Source organism: Streptomyces sp. NBC_00104, assembly GCF_045160825.1.
In the GTDB taxonomy this organism is placed as follows: Bacteria; Actinomycetota; Actinomycetes; order Streptomycetales; family Streptomycetaceae; genus Streptomyces.
In genome coordinates, this window is the sequence record NZ_CP108215.1 from 549437 (window position 1) to 566809 (window position 17373).

A 17373-nucleotide genomic window follows, 5' to 3' on the forward strand; every position below is an offset into this window, starting at 1 on the left:
GGTGGGAGCGGTCAGACGTGCAGAGGAACGGACGCGGGCTCGGACTCGATTTCGCTGTCGGGGAGTTGGGCCTCCAGCTCGCGTACGAGCGGCAGCACACGGCGGCCGAAGTACTCGACCTCCTCGTGGTAGTGGAGGAATCCGAGAAGGAAGAGGTCGACGCCGAGCTTCTTGTAGGCGACGATCCGTTCGGCGATCTGCTCGGGGGTGCCGATCAGCCCCGTACGGAAGCCGTCGTTGTACTGGACGAGGTCCTCGAAGCCGGAGTCCTGCCACATGCCCTTGCCGTCGCCGGTGGACTGTCCGGCCTGTTTGACGGCGGCGCCGAACCCCTCGACCGCCTCCCGGTCGGCGTTCGCGACGATCTCCCGCAGGGTGTCGCGGGCCTCGGCCTCGGTGTCGCGGGCGATGAGGAAGCCGTTGAGCCCGAACTTCGGCGCCGCACGGCCGATCTGGGCGGCGGAGGCGCGTACGTCCTCGATCTGTTCGACGACTCCGTCGAAGTCCTTGCCGTTGGAGAAGTACCAGTCGGAGACCCGGCCGGCCATGGCCCGTGCGGCGGTGGAGTTGCCGCCCTGGAAGATCTCCGGGTGGGGGCGCTGGGGGGTGTTGAGGGGCTTGGGCTTGAGGGAGAAGTCGCGCAACCGGTAGAAGTCACCGGCGAGTTCGGTGTGGTCCTCGGTCCAGATCCGACGCAGGGCGCGGATGAACTCCTCGGAGCGGCGGATGGGGGTCCCCCCGGTTCGAGCGAAGCCGAGAACTGGGGGAGTTCGTCGTGCTCCAGCCAGGGCTCGCCGAGGGCGGTGAACTCGCCCTTGAACCAGCCGGATACGACGTTGACGGCGAAGCGGCCGTCGGAGAGGTGGTCGGCGGTCGCGCCGAACTTGGCGAGGACGCCGGGATGCCAGAGGCCGGGGTGGACGGCGGCGATGACCTTCAGACGCTGGGTCGCCAGGAGCAGGGCGAGGCTGAAGCCGGTCGACTCGTGCTGATACTCGGCGCCGTAGCCGGCCATGTAGCGGACCTGGCTGAGGGCGTACTCGAAGCCGTTGTTCTCGGCGAGGACGGCGAGTTCGCGGTTGTACTCCCAGCCCCAGTCGGTGCGCTGCTCGATCTTGCTGGTGACGAGTCCCCCGCTGACGTTGGGGACCCAATAGGCGAATTTCACGGGCGCGGCGGGCATGCGGAACTCCTGTTGCGGAATGTTTTGGGCACGCCGAATTCAAGGGGGTGCGCGGGCGCTCCAAGAGAGGCGCGTGTATCTCAAGGGGTGTGCGGGCGCGGGGAATTCAGGCGAGGAAAAGCCAATACGCGCGGCGGATCGCGGGGAGGTGATCAGGCCGCGGCGCGACAGGAGGCGCTGGAGAGGCGCGCGAGGTCGACATGGCGTCGCCGCGTGAGGTCCAGTCGCATCTTCATGCCGTCGATCGTGACAGCCGTCGTCGACGACCGTCAAGGAGAACCCGACCGGTCTCGAATCCCGGACCATTGAATTTCACGAAGGTGTGACAGGGAAACCCTTGAACGGGCCGGAAATCGGCACGCATTCTGCTGCCGTGCGGACAGAACAGTTGGAATACATCACGGCGGTGACCAGGCTCGGTTCGTTGCGCCGGGCCGCGGAGGAACTACGGCTCTCCCAGCCCGCGTTGAGCGAGACCGTGCGGAACCTGGAACGCGAACTCGGGGTCGATCTGCTGGAGCGCAAGCGTTCCGGCGCGACGATGAGCGCCTCGGGCCGGGAGTTGCTGCCGCACATCGTCGGGGTGCTGGACGCGGTGGACCGGCTGCGGGCCGCGGCGGGCGAACAGCACCGCATCAGCCGTATGGTCCGCCTGGGCACGGTCAACGCGGCGACCGTGCCGCTGCTCATCCCGGTGATCCGCGACTTCCGCGCCACGCATCCCCTCACCCAGGTCGAGGTGGTCGGCGCCCAGCAGACCGACATCCACCGGGGCCTGCTGGAGGGCTCCTTCGACCTCGGGCTCGTCAACCACCTCGACGGCGACGACGTGCCCGCCGAGTTCGAGGCCACCGAGCTGCTGCGGGGCCGCCCGGTGGTGGTCGTCCGCCCGGACAGCCCGCTGGCGTCCCGGGCGGCGGTGGCCGTGGACGACCTGCTCGACGTACCGCTGATCGGCATGCGCTCGGGGTACGTCATGCACCGCTTCGTCCACCGGCTCCTCGACGGCCGCGACCCGGCCTTCGCGTACTCCACCGACGGCGCCGAGATGGGCAAGCTGCTGGTCGCGGAGGGGCTCGGGGCGACGGTCCTGCCGGACTTCAGCGTGATCGGCGACCCTCTGGAGCGGCGGGGCGCGCTCGTCCACCGGCCGATCGTCGATGACACCACCCGGGTCCTGCTGATGCTCCAGCGCCGCAGGGCGGACTCCGTGCCGCAGGCCGCGGGGGACCTGCACGAGGCGTTCGTCCGCCGGGCCCGGGCGGTGGGCGCCCGGGCCTCGTCCCGACCCGGGCGCGGGACGGTCACCGCTCGTCGTGGGCGCGTGCCTCGCCGGAGGCCATGCTCCCCGGCCACCAGGCGCGCTCGCCGAGGTCCCGTACCAGCGCCGGCACCAGCAGGGAGCGCACCACGAGGGTGTCGAGGAGGACTCCGAAGGCCACGATGAAGGCGATCTGGGCGAGGAAGGCGAGCGGGATCACGCCCAGCGCGGCGAACGTCGCGGCGAGCACCACGCCCGCGGAGGTGATGACCCCGCCCGTGCTGACCAGCCCGCGCAGCACGCCCTGGCGTACGCCGTGCCGCAGTGACTCCTCGCGGACCCGGGACATGAGGAAGATGTTGTAGTCGACGCCCAGCGCGACCAGGAACACGAACCCGTAGAGGGGCACGGACGGGTCGGTGCCGGTGAACCCGAACACGTGCGGGAAGACGAGTGCGGAGACGCCCAGCGTGGCGAGGAAGTTCAGGGCGACCGTGGCGACCAGGAGGACAGGCAGCAGCAGGGAACGCAGCAGGCCAATCAGGATGAGCAGAATGAGGGCCAGGACGACCGGAACGATCAGCGTGCGGTCGCGTTCGGCGGTGCGCAGGGTGTCGTACTGCTGTGCGGTGTAGCCGCCGACGAGGGTGTCCGCGCCGGGCACGGTGTCCAGGGCGGCCCGTAGGCGGGACACCGTCCGCTTCGCGGCGTCGCTGTCCGCGGCGGCGTCCAGGGTGACGTCGACCCGGACACGTCCGTCGACGACCAGGGGGGCACCGCCGGGTCGCCCGGGCCCGCCGACGGCGGCCGCCGTCGCGACGCCGTCGGTCGCACGGGCCGCGGCGAGCACCCGGTCCAGCCGGTCCGCGTCCGCGACGACCACGGCGGGGTTGCCCGAGCCGCCGGGGAAGTGCTCGCCGAGCGTCTTCTGGGCGGCGACAGAGGGGGCGTCGTTGACGAAGGTCTCGTCCAGGGGGACGCCCTTGGAGGTGAGCGCGGGCGAGAAGGCGGCCCCGGCCAGCAGGACGACCAGGGTCGCCGCCCACACGCGGCGCGGCGCCCGGTCGACGAGGCCCGCGACGCGCCGCCACACCCCTTCACCGGTGCGCGGGGTGGCCGATCGGCCACCCGGCCTGGCGGGCCAGTAGGCGGCGCGGCCGAGCACGACGAGGACGGCCGGCAGGAACGTGAGCGTGGCGAGGACGGCGCAGCCGATGCCGATGGCGCCGACCGGCCCGAGCGCCCGGTTGTTGGTGAGGTCGCTGAGCAGCAGGGCGAGCAGGCCCAGCGCGACGGTCGCGGCGCTGGCCACGATCGCGCCCCAGGACTGCCGCAGCGCGGCCCGCATGGCCTCGAAACGGTCGGTGCGCGCGCCGAGTTCCTCCCGGAAGCGGGCGGTGAGGAGGAGGGCGTAGTCGGTGGCGGCGCCGATGACGAGGATGGACAGGATGCCCTGGACCTGTCCGTCCACGCGGACGACTCCGTGGTCGGCGAGCGCGTACACGACCGCGCAGGCGAGGCCGAGGGCGAACACCGCGCCGAGGATGATCACCAGCGGGAGCAGGACGCTGCGGTAGACGAGCAGCAGGATCACCAGCACGGTGAGGAGCGCGACGGCGAGCAGCAGACCGTCGATGCCGGCGAAGGCGTCGGAGAGGTCCGCCTGACTCGCGGCGGGGCCCGCCATCCGGACGGTGGTGCCGGGAACGCGTTCGGCGGCGGCGCGGACCCGGTCCAGGGTGCCGGGCAGATCGTCGTCGAGGCCGGGCCGCAGCGGGACCACTCCTCGGAGGGCTTCGCGGTCCTCGGAGAGCAGTGCGGGCGAGACCCGCCCCGTCACGCCGGGAGTGCTGTCGAGGGAGGCGAGGGCACGGTCGGCCGCGGTGCGCCGCTCGGCAAGGCTCGGGCCCGTCCACACGACGATCGCCAGGAGCGCCTCGTCCTCCCGGAAGGCCCGCTGGGCGGCTATGACCTCGGTGGATTCGGCGCTGCGCGGCAGGAACGCGGCCTGGTCGTTGGTGGCGACCTCACCGAGGCGTCCGGCGTAGGGGCCCAGGACTCCTCCGATGACGAGCCAGACGGCGATCAGCGCGAAGGGAACGAGCCGGCGAGGGCGCCGGGGGGTGGTGGACATGGTGCTCCAGGCTCCGGATGGATGTATCTCAACGAAAAACAATCTCAATGATTGAACTTGTTGGCGGGCGTGATCATAGACGCCGCCTGGTCTTCCGTCCTCACCCGGCCCTTGGATGCACCCTGTCCCTTGGATGCACGATGCACCCTGTCCTTGGATGCACCCGGTCGACCCGGTCAGCGAGAACGGTCGGCGCCCGCGCCCAGTTCCTCGTTCATCGCCGCGAGGAACCGCAGCACCACGCCCAGTTCGTCTCCGGTGAACCGGGTACGGGCGGCCTCGGTCGCCTCCGCGAGGGGCCGGAAGTAGGTGCGGGCCGCCGAGCGCGCGTCGGCCGCGTAGTACAGGTGGACCACACGGCGGTCGGCGCTCTCCCGGACGCGGCGAACGTGTCCGGCGCGCTCCAGCCGGTCCACGCAGGCGGTGACGGCTCCGGAGGTCAGTCCGAGGTGTTCACGCAGACGTTTGGGTGTCATGGGCGCGTCGGCGTCCAGGATCGCCGCGAGGGCCTGGACGTCCGTCGCGTGCAGTCCGTGGTCACCCGCGAACGCGTGCACCAGCCGGTTGATCTCGCCGTTCATCCGGCGCAGGGCGACGGCGAAGGCGTGCAGGTCGGTCGGTGCCGTGGGGCGGCCGGACCCGTCTTCCCCCGCCCGCCGCTCGGGGTCGTTCACTGTGGCCACGCGGTCAGCGTAGCCGCCGTACCGATCACCCGATCGCGCGGCGGTGCCCCTCCGGCGCATCCATGACCGCTCTCGTGGTGGAAGTGATTCCTGGGCACGCCGACGCGGAGAACCGAACGCGAAGAACCGAGGAACCCATGACCGACGACGAACGCGGCAGCGGACCGCTCTGCCCGGTGACCGGTGCGACCGGGTGCATCGGCGGGTGGCGCGTCCCGGAGCCGCCGGCGGCGGACCGGCGGCATGGCACGCGACATCGCCCGCACGGGCGGCGGTGGCGGACGCGCCCGCCCAGGCGCGAGAGGGGGCGCCCCTCCCCTGATCCGCCCCTGATCCGCGCCGCGCGAGGGCCCGCGCCCCCTTCCCGGAAATGTGCCGTGCGGCGGCCCGTGTCCCGGTCCTCCGCCTCCGGCCCGCGCATCCGCCGGGCGCCTCCGGCCGGAAGCGTGCATGATCCGTCTTCACCTTTCCCCGGAGTCCGCCATGAACGTCTCGGTCGTCCTGTTCACCTGCGACCTGCGGCTGCACGACCATCCGCCGCTGCGCGCCGCCCTCGACGGATCACGGCAGGTGGTCCCGTTGTTCGTGCGCGACCGGGCCGTGGCGGGGGCCGGGTTCGCCGCACCCAACCGGCTGGCGTTCCTCGCCGACTGTCTGCGCGACCTCGACGAGGGACTGCGTCAGCGGGGCGGCCGGCTCGTGGTGCGCTCCGGGGACGTGGTGGAGGAGGTGTGCAAGGTGGCCACCGAGGCGGACGCCGACGAGGTGCACCTGGCGGCCGACGTCAGCGCGTACGCCCAGCACCGCGAGGAACGGCTGCGGCGCGCGCTGGAGGCCGAGGGCGTGCGCCTGCACGTCCACGACACGGTGACGTCCGCCGTGGACCCCGGCGCGGTGGCGCCGGCCTCCTCGGACCACTTCGCGGTGTTCACGCCGTACTTCGGCCACTGGTCGCGGCAGCGGCTGCGCGACGCGCTGGCCGCGCCGCGGGCCGTGCGCGTGCCGGACGGCATCGGCTCGGAGGAACTCCCCTCGCGCGACCGGCTGTCCGGACTCTCTCCGGAGCTGGCGACGGGCGGTGAGACGGAGGGCCGCGCACGGCTCTCCGCCTGGCTGCGGTCGGGCATCGAGGCGTACGGGGACCGGCACGACGACCTGGCGGGCGACGCGACCTCCCGGCTCTCGCCCCATCTGCACTTCGGCACCCTCTCCCCCGTCGAGCTGGTCCACCGGTCCCGCCGGGCGGGCGGTCCGGGCGCCGAGGCGTTCGTACGGCAGGTCGCGTGGCGGGACTTCAACCGCCAGGTGCTGGCCGTGCGACCGGAGGCCGCGTTCGTGGACTACCGGGCCAGGCACGACCGTTGGCGGTCGGCTCCGGACGAGGTCGAGGCGTGGCGGGAGGGCCGTACCGGCTACCCGGTGGTCGACGCGGCCATGCGCCAGCTCCGCCACGAGGGCTGGATGCACAACCGCGGCCGGCTCCTGACCGCGAGCTTCCTCACCAAGACGCTGTACGTCGACTGGCGCGTCGGCGCCCGGCACTTCCTGGACCTCCTCGTCGACGGCGACATGGCCAACAACCAGCTCAACTGGCAGTGGGTGGCCGGGACCGGCACCGACACCCGCCCCAACCGGGTCCTCAACCCCGTCACCCAGGCCAAGCGGTACGACCCGGAGGGGGAGTATGCACGGCGCTGGGTGCCGGAGTTGGCGGACGTCGCGGGATCGGCGGTGCACGAGCCATGGAAGCTGCGGGGACTGGATCGTGCCGCGCTCGACTATCCGGAGCCGATCGTCGAGTTGGCGGAGGGGCGGGAGCGGTTCCTGCGGGGGCGTAAGTCCTGGACCGGTCGGGCCGCCCGTCCGTAGAGGCCGGACAGCACGTCCGTCGCCTCGTCCAGCGAGGACGGCCGGACCGTGCCCGGGGCGGGGCACCCGTGCCAGCCGGGGCCGCCCAGCACGAGGAGCGGCTGCCGGCGGGCGCCCTTCACGCCCCAGCGCATGGCGGCGACATGGCGGGCCAGGGGCAGGCTCGCCGTGGAGCGGGCCTGGGCCCAGAGGACCACGGCCGCCGGGCCGAGCCGGTCGACCGCCCCGGTGAGGGCCTCGGCGGGGACGGCCGCGCCGAACATCCTGGCGGGCAGGCCGAGTTCGCCGAGTGCCGCGTTGAGGGCCTCCAGCGGGAGGGTGTGCTGTTCGCCGGGCACGCAGGCCAGGACGACCGGGCCCGGGGTGGTGGTGTCGTGGCGGGGCACGGGCGGCCGGGCGTGGCGGCGCAGGGTGGTGGAGACGTGCCAGGACAGCAGGTGCTCGACCTCGACGTAGCGGTCGCCGGACGACGCCCACTTGCGGCCCACCGCGTGCAGCGTCGGCACCATCACCTCCTGCCAGGCGACCGTGAGCCCGTGCCGCTCGACGGCTCCGGCCAACTGTTCCTCCACGGCAGCAGCGTCGAGGCGTACGGCGGCGCGGGCGAGGCCCCGGCACTCCTTGCGGATGTCTCCCGGAGACGGCGGGCCGGAGACGGGTGACCGCTGCGGACGATCTCCGTCCGGCACCCGCGCACCCCCGGCCCTCTCCCGCACGTCCCTCGCACTCGGGGTCCCGGCACCCTCCTTCGCCACACGTGCCGCCTCGGCCGGTGGCACCCCGGCGGACGTCAGCCGGCACATCGTCTCGACCATCGTCACGTCCTGCGGGGTCCAGCGCCGGTGCCGGCCGTCGGCCCGGACCGCGGGTCCGATGCCGTAGCGGCGGTCCCACGAACGCAGCGTCGTGGGCGAGACGCCCAGTCGACGGGCCAGGGCACCGCTGGTGAGCCCCGGTTCGGCGGGGTTCTCCTCCGCGTACGCACCCATGAGGGTGACTATACGATGCAGAAGCGATGCGAGTTGAAGCCCGATCTCGCGGGCTCGCACGATGGCGGCATGCGCACCGCCTCCCGTGAGGAGCCGCCCTCATGAGCCCTGTGTGTCCGAGCACCGCACCCTCCGACGAGGAGCTGGCGCGGGGCCTGGTGGCGGGCGACGACGACTGCCTGGCCGCCACCTATCACCGCTGGTCGGCACTGGTGCAGGCGCTCGCGCGGCGCAGTCTCGGCGACGCGGGCGAGGCCGAGGACGTCACCCAGCAGGTGTTCCTGGGCGTGTGGCGCGGCCGGCACGGCTACCGGTGCGAGCGCGGCGCGCTGGGCGCCTGGATCGTCGGAATCGCCCGGCGCCGGATCGCCGACGCCCTCTCCGCGCGGACGCGCCGGGCCGACCTGGTGACCTCGGCGGGCACCGCGCTCGCCCTCACCGACCACTCCCGCCGCACGCACCCCGAGGCCGTCCTCGACCGCGCACTGATCCGCGCCGAACTCGCCAGGCTTCCCGGGCCCCAGCGGCAGGTACTCCACCTGTCCTTCTACGAGGACCTCACCCAGACCCAGATCGCGGAACGCACCGGCCTGCCCCTGGGCACGGTCAAGAGCCACACCCGGCGGGGACTGCGACGGTTGCGCAGCCGCCTGGAAGAGGAATTCCGCCCCGGCTCTTCCCTCGCCTCCGACCACTACACATAAAGACAAAATAAGCGCATGATGAACATACGCGGCGCTTACCGCATACCCCACCAGACGCGGTCAGGCCTGCTGAGTTCAAAGGAGTCGAGTCATGGCCAACGTCTCACACAGGAGTGACATCTCCAGCCACCCCGACGCACCCGAAATGCAGGCCCGGTATGCCCGCATGCTCGGTGGTCGCGATGTGGCGCTCGTGGACGGACCGGTGTTCCTCCTCGGTCTGTACTGCGCCGTGTCCCCGTGGATACTCCACTACACGACGAGCCAGCCCGCGCTGGCGCCCCACAACCTCATCATGGGCATCGCGATCGGCCTGCTGGCCCTCGGCTTCACCGCCGCACCGGAGAGGATGTACGGCCTGAGCTGGGCCATGTGCGCGCTGGGAGTCTGGATGATCGTCTCGGCGTGGATCGTCGGTGACAGCCCGGACGCCGGTGTCGTGGTCAACAACATCATCATCGGCTGCCTGGCACTGATGCTGGGACTGATGTGCGCCGGCGTCTCGGCCAAGGGCGGCACACGTGCGGGCCGCACGCCATAGGTGTAAACAGGAACGCCCGCGAGGGGTAACGGCGGCCGATCCGCTCCGGCGGGTCGGCCGTCGCCGCGCCCCGGCCCACCGGACCGGGCCCCACACCGGCCGCACCGACCGGACCCTCACCGGGTGCGCGGCACCTCCCACGGCTGTTGCGGCAGCACACTGCCGGTCTCCAGCAGCGACTTGAGGTTGGACAGCACCGCGGGCCAGCCGAAGGACACCTCGGCGAGCGCGCCCTCGTCCGGCAGGTCCTCGTGGGTCACGGTGAGCCGCACGATGTCGGCGTGCCGCTCGATGTCGAAGGTCACCCGTGAGTACGCGTCCCCCTCGCCCTCGTTCTCGGGCGAGGCCCAGGTGGTGACCAGCCGGGCCGGGGGGTCGCTCTCCACGACCGTGCCGACGACGTCCTCGACGCCGGAGCCGTCGGTGCGGACATGGGCCCAGCGTGAGCCCTGCCGCCAGTCCGACTCGTTGCGGTGGCCCCAGTAGTCGGCGGTCAGATCGGCGCTGGTGAGCGCCTCCCAGACCTTCTCGGGCGTGCTCGCGATATAGGTGACGTACACGTAGGTGGGCTTGTCGGCCTTGGCTTCCTCGGCTCGTCGTTTCACGGCACCGAGCGCTCTCAGCCGCGGGCGCTCGAACTTGTCGATCCACCGCTCCTGCATCTCGTGGAGCGGGACCGGATTGAGGTAGTGCAGCTTCTCCCGCCCACGCCGCACCGTAGTGACCAGGTGGGCGGCCTCCAGGACGGACAGGTGCTGCGTGACGGACTGCCGGGCCATGTCGATCCGCTCGCACAGCTCGCCCAGCGTCTGCCCGTTGTGCTCGTGCAGCCGGTCCAGCAGCCTCCTGCGCGTCTCGTCGGCCAGCGCCTTGAAGACCTTGTCCATGTCCGGGTCACCCTCTGATCGCACACTCCACGTTATGCAGGCAATTACCTGCATGTCAATCGGCGACCGCTTCGATATTCGTTGGCCGCCATCCGTCACGCCCTTCAGGCTGTCGCCGTGAGTCGAACCTTCAGCGCATGGGTGACATCGGGTGCGGACTTCCTCGGCGTCACCGGCCCTTTCCCCGTCGACGTCCCGTGGTGGGCCGAGGTCGAGCCCGTCGTGGGGCGGTTGCGGCGCACGCTCGGGGTGCCCGTGCTCGTACTGCGGCTGCTGGAGGTGGACGGTGGCGAGAGCGGGCGCGACGGGCATGTGACGTACCACGTCGAGGCGTTGGAGCGGCCGGTGCCCGGGGCGCTGGAGCAACGCCCGGTGCATCAGGGGCTGTTGGACATGGACGACGCTCTTCGCTCACCGTGGGGGCGGGCCGACGGGCTGCGGGAACTGATCGACTGGGCCTCGGAGACGCTGGCCGCTCTGGGGCGGCCGATGACGGGACCGGTCGAGCAGCGGCGCACCTGGAACCTGGCGGGCCTCTTCCGACTACCCACCGGGCAGGGGCCGGTCTGGCTCAAGGCGACCCCGCGCTTCGCCACGGACGAGGCCGCGGTCATCGCCGCGTTCGCCCGGGTGGACGCGGAACTGGTGCCGACGGTTCTCGCCTCCGGAGAGCGGCGGGTGCTGCTGGAGCACATCCCCGGCGAGGACTGCTGGGCGGCCGACGCCGCCACGGTCGAGGCCGGGGTACGCCGTTTCGTCGCCGCGCAGGCCGCGCTGGCCGGCCGACGGCCGCCCGGACTCCGGGACCGGCGGGACCGGGTCCTCGGCGGTCTGGTCCACGAACTGCTGGACGGACGGGTCGAGTTGGACATCAGCGACCAAGAACGCGACGACGCACGGGAGTTGACGGCCCGCTGGGATCGACTCGCCGCCTGCGGGCTCCCCGACACCCTGGTCCACGCCGACTTCCATCCCGGCAACTGGCGCAGCGACGGCAGGCCACCCGTCGTCGTGGACTTCGCCGACGCCCACTGGGGCAACCCCGTGCTGGACTGCCTGCGCCTGTACGACTTCCTCACCGAGGCGGTCCGCCCCGCGGCCGTCCGCGTCTGGGTCGACGCCTGGAAGACCCACGCCCCGGCGAGCGATCCCGCCCGCGCGCTCGCCCTGGCCGAACCACTGGCGCACCTCTCGTACGCGGTGCGCTACCAGGAGTTCCTCGACGGTATCGAGGCGTCCGAGCGGCCGTATCACGCGGGGGATCCGGCGGCGGTCATCCGGAGGGCGCTGTGGTCCGCCGCGCAGCCGGGTTTCGACTCCCTGGAGGTGGCGGGGGAGGTGGCGGGCTAGACGGACCGCGCGGAGGTCCTGCTCATCGGCGGGCGGGCCGGGGTCGGCAGGTATCGCCGACGGAACCTCACCGCTGAATGGGCAACTACGCCGACCTCGGCTACCGGTGGCTCGTCCACACCAACACCCTCAGCGTACTGACCGAGACCGCGGGCACCTTCCAGCGGGCCCTGGGCGCCGACGCACGGATCGTACGGTCCTCCTCACCGCCTCCGACGACGCGGCCGAACGGCGGCTCGGAGGACGGGAGATCGGCTCCGAACTGGAACGGGAGCCGGCCGGCAGTGCGCGCAAGGCACGCGTGTTGGACGAGCGGGCCCCCGCGTACACCGTCCGGGGCGCGACCGACGGATGCGCCGTCATGGACATCGCGGCGGACGTGCCGGCCGTCACGGGATGGGTGACGCTCTCGTGAAGAACGTGAAACGGGGGCGGACTGCACTCGCGTTCGAAGGGCACTCGCAGGGGTGCGGGGAACCGACGAACAGGGGCGGAGATCAATGGAGATCGACGGCATCATCAGTGCCATCATCATCGGCATCGTCATCGGGATACTCGGCCGGCTCGTCGTGCCGGGTCGGCAGCGCATCGGCATCCTGCTGACGATCCTCGTCGGCATCGTCGCCGCGCTGATCGGCTCCGCGATCGCCGCGGGGGTCGGCGTGGCCGACACCGACGGCGTCGACTGGGCCGAGTGGCTGATCCAGATCGGTCTGGCGGCACTGGGCATCGCGGCCCTGGACCGCACGAGGGCACGACGCTGAGGGCCGCGGGACGACCGGCCGGCGAGCGCGTACGTCCCGGGTGCCCCCCGGCGCTGACGGATGTGGCGCGAACGGCGATCGGCGCGCGCACAAGTCCTGAACGACGCGTGGCCCTCGCGTACGTCCCGAACGGTGATTCGCGCTCGCGTACCTCCCGAACGGTGATCGACGCTCGCGTACGTCCGAAGCGCGGCGGGCCGGGAGACCGCGCGTGCCCGAAATCCGTTGCGGGTCGTCCTGCCCGGCGGCTAGCGTCGGCGGGCCCTCGTCGTTCGCCCGCCGACCAGCTCCGGAGTTCCCTTGCCCCCGCGCCTCACCAAGCTGACCGACCCCGCCGCCACTCCGTCGAGTCACCGGCTGGCCTGGCTGGCATCCGGGGCGGACGGCACGCCCCTCGGCTCGGCCTTCCTGCGACTGTTCACCAAGGAGGGGCAGACGCATCTCGCGGAGCTGGACGTCACCGTGCACCCGGCCGAGCGGCGGCAGGGCGTCGGCGCCGCGCTGCTCGACGAGGCGGTCGCCTCGGCACGGAACGAGGGGCGCCGCGCGGTCATCGCCCAGACCGAACAGGGCTCCCCCGGCGACGCGTTCCTCGCGGCACGAGGCTTCCGCCGGGTGCTGACCCTGACATACGCCCGACTCGAACTCGCCGGGATCGACCCGGACCACGTCACCCGGATCGTCGAACAGCCCCGCCCGGGCTACCACTTGACCGGCTGGGCGGGCGTCGTACCGGCCGAACTCGCGCGAACCTACGCCGCGTCGCGCCGCGCGATGGACGACATGCCGATGGGCGACACCGACTACGGCACCGTCGTCTGGGACGTCGAACGGGTCGTGGCCGCCGCCGAGGCGATCGCGCAGCGCGGCGACTCGCTGTACACCGTGGCCTCGGTACACACGTCAAGCGGCACGATCGTCGGCTTCTCGGAGCTCGTCCTCCCGGGCGACGGCAAGGGCGACGGGCAGCACTACGGCACCGCCGTGCTGCCCGAGCACCGGGGTCACGGGCTGGGGCTCTGGATGAAGGCGAAGGCGGTCCTCCACGCCCACCGCCTGGTCCCGGACCTGGCGCTGCTCACCGACACCGCCGAGAACAACATCCCCATGCGCCAGGTCAACGACGCGCTCGGCTACCGGCCCACGCACACGGCGATCGAGTACCAGCTCGACCTGTGACGCACCGGGGCGCGACCTTCTGGGCGACCTATCGGCCCCCGGCGACGCCGCAACCGGTCACTCCGCCGCGCCCCCGACCGCGTACTCGTACGGCGTCGTCGTCGTGAGCGGCTCGAAGCCCAGGCGGGCCAGGATCGGGCGGCTGAGGGCCAGCGCGTCGACCTGGACGTAGCGGTAGCCGCGGTCGGCGGCGACGCGGGCGCGATGGGCGACGAGGGCCCGGTAGACACCGCGACCGCGCCAGCCCTCGACGGTGCCGCCACCCCACAGGCCGGCGAAGCGCGTGCCGGGGAGCAGCTCCATCCGGGCGGCGCTCACCGGTTCGTCCCCGGCGAGGGCCACGACGGCCACGACCGACTCGGTGTCCCCGGTGAGCTGGGCCAGCAGCTGGTGGCGCAGGCGGGTGCTGTCCGTGCCGAAGGCCTTCTCATGGACGTCGGCCACCATGTCCACACCTTCACGGTCGGTGACCGGCAGCAGCCGTACGCCCTCGGGCGGCTCGACGTCGAGGGTCAGGTCGGCGACCTCGGCGATCATCAGCGTCTCCTCCGGAGCGGCCGTGAAGCCGGCGTCGCGCAGGCGTTGTCCCAGGTCGACCGGGAGATCGTGGCCGTACAGCTTCCATTCGAAGTCGCGTCCGAGGCCGGAGAAGTACCGGATCTGCTCGGTGATCGCCGCGTCCGCTCCGGCCTCGTCCAGGTCGGACCAGACGACGCCGCTCCAGCCGTTCTCGAAGCCGACCTGGCGCACCACCCCGCCGACGCGCTCGATCCGGGCTCCGGGCCCGTCGGGGCGGGCGCCCTCTCGCATGTCCCGGTCGAACAGTGCCAGCACAGCAGCGTGATCCATGCTGCTCACTCCATCATCAGTCGTTCGCCCTGGCAACGGAATTCACCCGCCGTCTCACGCACCGGAGCGCTACGGGCCTTCGCCCGCGCCCTGCGTTGAGCCGGCCGGTGGGGCCGTACGGGTGTCGCTCGCGAAAGGACGTGTGCCCCGGACACACGCCGTAGGGTGCACCCCGCGGAACGCGGCCGAGCGCTCCACGAGGAGGGTGCGTACGAGCATGGTGAACGAGTCCGAACTGGTGTACCTGCGACGCTGCGTGGAGCTCGCGACCGAGGCACTGGAGACCGGAGACGAACCGTTCGGTTCGGTCCTGGTCGGCGGTGACGGCACGGTCCTGGCCGAGGACCACAACCGGGTGGCGGGCAGTGGCCGCACCCGTCACCCGGAGTTCGAGCTGGCCCGCTGGTCGGCCGCCCGGCTCACCCCCGGGGAACGCGCGGCGGCGACCGTGTACACCTCGGGCGAGCACTGTCCGATGTGCGCCGCCGCCCACGCCTGGGTGGGTCTCGGCCGTATCGTGTACGTCGCCTCGTCCGAGCAACTGGCCGCCTGGCTGGGCGAGTTGGGGGTACCCGCGCCACCGGTGCGGACGCTGCCCGTACGGGAGATCGCACCCGGGGTGGCGGTCGAGGGGCCGGTGCCGGAGCTGGCCGGGGAGGTACGGGCCCTGCACCGGCGGTTCCACGCCAAAACCGTCGGTGCCGTCGCCGACGATGACTGACAGCCGCGGGACGGGGCAGGCGGTCCGGGTTCCGTCGTCGCAGTCCGGAGAGCCTTCACCGATGCCCGAAGACGTGGTGCAGCACACCCGCCCCACCCCCACGGCCCCTCCCGACCGGGAGAAGCCACGGGCGAGGCGGGCCTCGCGGGACCCGTACTTCGACAACGCGAAGTACCTGACCATCGTCCTGGTGGCCTGCGGGCACGCGTGGGAGCCGCTGACGTACGGCAGCCGGGCCGCGACCGCCGCCCATCTGACCGTCTACGCGTTCCACATGCCGGCCTTCGCCCTGATCTCCGGGTACTTCTCGCGAAGCTTCGACATGGCGCCCGGCCGGCTGAAGCGGCTGATGACGGGGGTGGTCCTGCCGTACGTCGTGTTCGAGACGGCGTACACGCTGTTCTACCGGTGGGCGCAGGACGATCCGGGCTATCCGCTGAGCCTGCTGGATCCCTGGTACGTGATGTGGTTCCTGGTCGCTCTCTTCATCTGGCGGCTGACCACGCCCCTGTGGCTGATGCTGCGCCACCCGCTGCCGGTGGCGCTGGGTCTGGCGATGCTGGCGGCGGTGTCACCGGATCTCGGCGGCGACGTCTCCATCCAGCGCGTGCTGGGCTTCCTGCCGTTCTTCGTGCTGGGCCTGACCCTGCGGCCCGAGCACTTCGAGCGGCTGCGCACCCGCCGGGTACGGCTGTGTCTGTTCCCGGTCGGGCTGGGAGCGCTCGTGGTGGCGTACGGGGTGGCGCCGTGGTTCGACGCCGGCTGGTTCTACCACCGGGGCAGCGTCACCGGCCAGGGCGTGTCCCGCTGGGCGGGGGTGCTGACCACGCCCGCCCTGTTCAGTCTGGCGGTGCTGCTGACGGCCTGCTTCCTGGCCTGGGTGCCGCGCCGGCAGCTGTGGTTCACGGCGCTCGGCGCGGGCACGATGTACGGCTATCTGCTGCACGGCTTCGTGATCAAGTGGGCGCGTTTCCGGGACTGGTACGCCGTGGAGTGGCTGCACACCCCGCTCGGGGAACTCGCGGTCACGGCCCTCGCGGTCGGCGGCATCACCCTGCTGTGCACCGCGCCCGTACGGGCGGCGCTCCGCTGTGTCGTCGAGCCGCGCATGGAGTGGGCGTTCAGGAAGGGCGACGCCCCGCCGACCAAGGCCGCTCCCCCGGCCGGGGTCGCCGGCGACGCCGCCCCTGCGCCTAGCCGAGCTCCAGAGTCGTGACCCCGAAGACGCGCTCCGCCGCGTACGGCCGGATCGGGCCGGTGTACATACGGGCCGTCTCGAAGGAGGGTGTCAGACCGTACTCCTCGACCAGCGCCACGGCGGCCGTGTTCGGCTCCGGCACGTCGACGGCCAGCTCGCGGCCGGCGGCCTCGGCGGCCAGTCCGGCGAGGAGCGCACGGGCGTCGGCGGCGGTGTCGGCGAACAGCGGGCCGATCCGCAGGGCGTCCCGGCCGGGACGGATGACGCCGTAGCCGGTGAGCCGCCCGTCGACGACGCGCGCGAGGGCCCGGTGTCCGTCGGCGGTGAGCCAGTGCCGCAGGAAACGGGGGCGGTCGGCCGGGTGGCAGGCACTGTCGTACGCGGCGAGGGAGGCTGCGTCCTCGACCGGCCGGACACCGTCGGGCACGGGTGTCCCGGGCACGACGCCCGAGTACCGGAAGGTGCGGTGGGCGGGCTCGAAGCCGGACTGCCGGTATTTGTCCTGCTGCGCGACGACGCCGTCCAGGCCGACCGCGCGGCCTCCCGCGTGGGCGAGGGCGGCCTTCCAGGTGGCGAGGCCGTGGCCCCGGCCCCGCAGATCCGGGCGGACCAGATAGAAGCCGAGGAAGGCGTATCCGTCGCCGTAGTTCACGACGGAGACGGACGAGACCGGTTCCCCGTCGAGCCGGCCGATGAAGAAGCCCTCGGGGTCCTGCGCGAAGAAGCACGCCGGGTCCGAGAGCCCCGGGTTCCAGCCCTCGTCCCCCGCCCACCGGGCGACCACCGCCCAGTCGTCGAGCGTGGCCCGGGTGACGACGAGGTCCTGATGCCCCGGAGAGGTCATCTCTGCGCTCCTTCGCTGAGGTCACGGGTGCGCGGTCGCCGGGCGACCGCGGGTGCGTGGTAGGCCGCACCCCGCAGCATCCTCGCCGACGCCCGATCGTGCCCGCGACGCGGGAAACAGCCGACATCGCCGGGCGCCTGACCCGTCCTACGCCCCGGTTCACGCGTACGGGCGACCTGCTCACGGCCGTCGCACGGCCTCGTCGCGGCGCAGGGTA

Annotated in this window: 15 protein-coding genes and 2 pseudogenes; 9 read left to right on the forward strand and 8 right to left on the reverse strand. The window is 72.3% G+C overall.

What is annotated here, in order from left to right:
- Positions 1 to 11 precede the first annotated feature (11 nt).
- Positions 12 to 1183: pseudogene (gene sfnG / locus OG272_RS02235) on the reverse strand (dimethylsulfone monooxygenase SfnG).
- A 152-nt stretch (positions 1184 to 1335) separates the two neighbouring features.
- On the reverse strand, positions 1336 to 1419 hold the full coding sequence (locus OG272_RS02240) for a putative leader peptide (protein WP_405895973.1): 84 nt from the start codon (positions 1417 to 1419) through the stop codon (positions 1336 to 1338).
- Between the two features lie 137 nt (positions 1420 to 1556).
- Between OG272_RS02240 and OG272_RS02245 the strand changes: the two are divergent.
- Positions 1557 to 2453 (forward strand): annotated as a pseudogene (locus tag OG272_RS02245) (LysR family transcriptional regulator); the annotation flags it as partial.
- A gap of 34 nt (positions 2454 to 2487) precedes the next feature.
- Here OG272_RS02245 and OG272_RS02250 read toward each other — a convergent pair.
- Together OG272_RS02250 and OG272_RS02255 are read right to left on the reverse strand one after the other, a co-directional pair.
- Positions 2488 to 4578, reverse strand: a complete 2091-nt coding sequence (locus tag OG272_RS02250) for an MMPL family transporter (RefSeq protein WP_405892338.1) — start codon at positions 4576 to 4578, stop codon at positions 2488 to 2490.
- 176 nt (positions 4579 to 4754) lie between these two features.
- A complete protein-coding gene (locus OG272_RS02255; RefSeq protein ID WP_326585261.1) occupies positions 4755 to 5261 on the reverse strand; it encodes a MarR family winged helix-turn-helix transcriptional regulator in 507 nt (168 codons plus the stop codon).
- A gap of 483 nt (positions 5262 to 5744) precedes the next feature.
- Here OG272_RS02255 and OG272_RS02260 point away from each other — a divergent pair, with 483 nt between their 5' ends.
- Positions 5745 to 7130: a deoxyribodipyrimidine photo-lyase gene (locus OG272_RS02260; protein ID WP_326585972.1), complete on the forward strand. Its 1386-nt coding sequence runs from the start codon at positions 5745 to 5747 to the stop codon at positions 7128 to 7130.
- On the opposite strand, the gene OG272_RS02265 is transcribed toward OG272_RS02260, so the two are convergent.
- Positions 7040 to 8119: a MerR family transcriptional regulator gene (locus OG272_RS02265; RefSeq protein WP_328222232.1), complete on the reverse strand. Its 1080-nt coding sequence runs from the start codon at positions 8117 to 8119 to the stop codon at positions 7040 to 7042. The genes OG272_RS02260 and OG272_RS02265 overlap by 91 nt on opposite strands.
- A gap of 101 nt (positions 8120 to 8220) precedes the next feature.
- Here OG272_RS02265 and OG272_RS02270 point away from each other — a divergent pair, with 101 nt between their 5' ends.
- Positions 8221 to 8823, forward strand: coding sequence for a sigma-70 family RNA polymerase sigma factor (locus tag OG272_RS02270; RefSeq protein WP_328222233.1), 603 nt, complete (start codon positions 8221 to 8223; stop codon positions 8821 to 8823).
- A 91-nt stretch (positions 8824 to 8914) separates the two neighbouring features.
- A complete protein-coding gene (locus OG272_RS02275) occupies positions 8915 to 9364 on the forward strand; it encodes an SPW repeat protein (protein WP_328222234.1) in 450 nt (149 codons plus the stop codon).
- Between the two features lie 116 nt (positions 9365 to 9480).
- Here the strand turns inward: OG272_RS02275 and OG272_RS02280 are convergent, their stop codons facing one another.
- A complete protein-coding gene (locus OG272_RS02280) occupies positions 9481 to 10251 on the reverse strand; it encodes an ArsR/SmtB family transcription factor (protein WP_405892339.1) in 771 nt (256 codons plus the stop codon).
- A gap of 117 nt (positions 10252 to 10368) precedes the next feature.
- Between OG272_RS02280 and OG272_RS02285 the strand changes: the two genes are divergently transcribed.
- The 3 genes from OG272_RS02285 to OG272_RS02295 all read left to right on the forward strand — a co-directional run bounded on the left by OG272_RS02285 (position 10369) and on the right by OG272_RS02295 (position 13544).
- On the forward strand, positions 10369 to 11601 hold the full coding sequence (locus OG272_RS02285; protein WP_405892341.1) for an aminoglycoside phosphotransferase family protein: 1233 nt from the start codon (positions 10369 to 10371) through the stop codon (positions 11599 to 11601).
- A gap of 500 nt (positions 11602 to 12101) precedes the next feature.
- Positions 12102 to 12365: a GlsB/YeaQ/YmgE family stress response membrane protein gene (locus tag OG272_RS02290; protein ID WP_405892343.1), complete on the forward strand. Its 264-nt coding sequence runs from the start codon at positions 12102 to 12104 to the stop codon at positions 12363 to 12365.
- 300 nt (positions 12366 to 12665) lie between these two features.
- Complete coding sequence (locus OG272_RS02295; RefSeq protein ID WP_405892344.1) at positions 12666 to 13544, forward strand: GNAT family N-acetyltransferase; 879 nt, start codon at positions 12666 to 12668, stop codon at positions 13542 to 13544.
- A gap of 57 nt (positions 13545 to 13601) precedes the next feature.
- Here OG272_RS02295 and OG272_RS02300 read toward each other — a convergent pair whose 3' ends face one another.
- On the reverse strand, positions 13602 to 14393 hold the full coding sequence (locus tag OG272_RS02300) for a GNAT family N-acetyltransferase (RefSeq protein ID WP_326585253.1): 792 nt from the start codon (positions 14391 to 14393) through the stop codon (positions 13602 to 13604).
- A gap of 217 nt (positions 14394 to 14610) precedes the next feature.
- On the opposite strand from OG272_RS02300, the gene OG272_RS02305 reads away from it, so the two are divergent.
- Both OG272_RS02305 and OG272_RS02310 read left to right on the forward strand, forming a co-directional pair.
- Entirely contained in the window at positions 14611 to 15114 is a 504-nt protein-coding gene (locus OG272_RS02305; RefSeq protein WP_405892346.1) for a nucleoside deaminase, read from the forward strand.
- A gap of 61 nt (positions 15115 to 15175) precedes the next feature.
- Entirely contained in the window at positions 15176 to 16330 is a 1155-nt protein-coding gene (locus OG272_RS02310) for an acyltransferase family protein (RefSeq protein WP_405892347.1), read from the forward strand.
- On the opposite strand, the gene OG272_RS02315 is transcribed toward OG272_RS02310, so the two are convergent.
- A complete protein-coding gene (locus OG272_RS02315; protein WP_405892348.1) occupies positions 16308 to 17156 on the reverse strand; it encodes a GNAT family N-acetyltransferase in 849 nt (282 codons plus the stop codon). The genes OG272_RS02310 and OG272_RS02315 overlap by 23 nt on opposite strands.
- Between the last annotated feature and the right edge of the window lie 217 nt (positions 17157 to 17373).